The following is a 1,299-nucleotide window of genomic DNA, read 5'->3' as shown; positions in this document are numbered from 1 at the left end:
CCTCCCACGGCCCCGCCTCCCACGACGCCGCCCGCTGCCGTCTCCTGACCACCATCGCCCTGGAGACCCGCGGCGCGAGCGGACCCCGGGGTCCCGAGGCCGCCCGCGAGGCGGAGGGTCTCGCCCGCCGCCTCGACGACCCGGCCCTCCTGGCCTTCGCCCTCAACGGCGCGTTCATGCAGTCGTTCACCCGCGCGGGCCTCGCCCCGCGCCGGGACGGGATCGGCGCGGAACTCGTCGGACTGGCCACCCGCCACGGCCTGGTGACCCACGAGGTGCTGGGTCACCTCATCCGTCTCCAGGCCCGCGCGGCGCTCGGCGATCTCGCGGCCGCGGACCACCACGCGGCCGCCGCCGACCGCCTCTCCGAACGCCACGAACTCCCTCTGGTGGGCGTCTTCACCGAGTGGTACGGAGCCCTGCGGCTCAGCGCGACCGGTCACCCCGCCCGTGCCGAGACCGCGTACCGCACCGCCGCCGCCCGCCTGGACGGCGCGGGCATGCCCGGCCTGGAACGCGGCCTCCTCCCCCTCGCGCTCCTCTGCCTGCGCCTGACCCACGGACTCCCGCCGGTCCAGACCTCTGGTCAGGACCCGGACCAGGGCTCCGGGACGGACTGGGGTCCCTACCGCCCCTGGTCCGAGCCGTTCACCCTGCTCGCTGCGGGCCGCGGGACCGAGGCCCGTGCCGCCCTGCGCGCCCTTCCGGAGCCCCCGCACGACCTCCTGTACGAGGCATGCTGCGCACTGGAGGCCGAGGCGGCGCACCGGCTCGGCGACCGCACCGCGCTGGAGCGGGCCCGTACCCGTCTGCGCCCGGCCGCCGCCGAACTCGCGGGCGCGGGCAGCGGTCTGCTCACCCTGGGGCCGGTCGAGCGGTATCTCACCGACCGGCGATGACCGGCGCGCTCAGCCCCACTCGTCCTGCCCGTCCTGTCCGTCCTGTCCGTCCTGCTCGTCCTGCCCGTCCCCGTCGGCCCGTTCCCCGGACGGCCGGACCGCGGGGACCGTCTCCCGGGGCGCCGGGGGCGTCCGTCCCGCGAGTACCTCCTCCAGGCGCCGCGTACCGGCCTCCACCGCCTCCCGCGTGTCCTCGGCGTCGATGTCGCCGAGGCCGCCGTGCGTGAGGGAGAGGGCGCTGTCACCGACCCGCACGGCGGCGAAGTCCAGGGTCAGGAAGGCAGGTCGACCGTCACCGTAGCCGTCCTCGTCGCCGTCGCCCTCGCCCTCGCCCTCGCCGCTCACGGTGACCCGCAGGCCCGCGCGGGCCTCGCCGAGACCGGGCGGCGGCGCCGCGGCG

Annotated in this window: 2 pseudogenes; one reads left to right on the top strand and one right to left on the bottom strand. The window is 77.4% G+C overall.

The features are described 5' to 3' along the window. Nucleotides 1-899 (top strand): annotated as a pseudogene (locus HO151_RS06380) (SARP family transcriptional regulator); the annotation flags it as partial. A gap of 9 nt (nt 900-908) precedes the next feature. Here HO151_RS06380 and HO151_RS06375 read toward each other — a convergent pair. Continuing rightward, a pseudogene (locus HO151_RS06375) lies at nt 909-1,299 on the bottom strand (hypothetical protein); the annotation flags it as partial.

Source organism: Streptomyces sp. 8P21H-1, from assembly GCF_013302945.1.
This window is presented reverse-complemented; position numbering and strand designations above follow the sequence as displayed.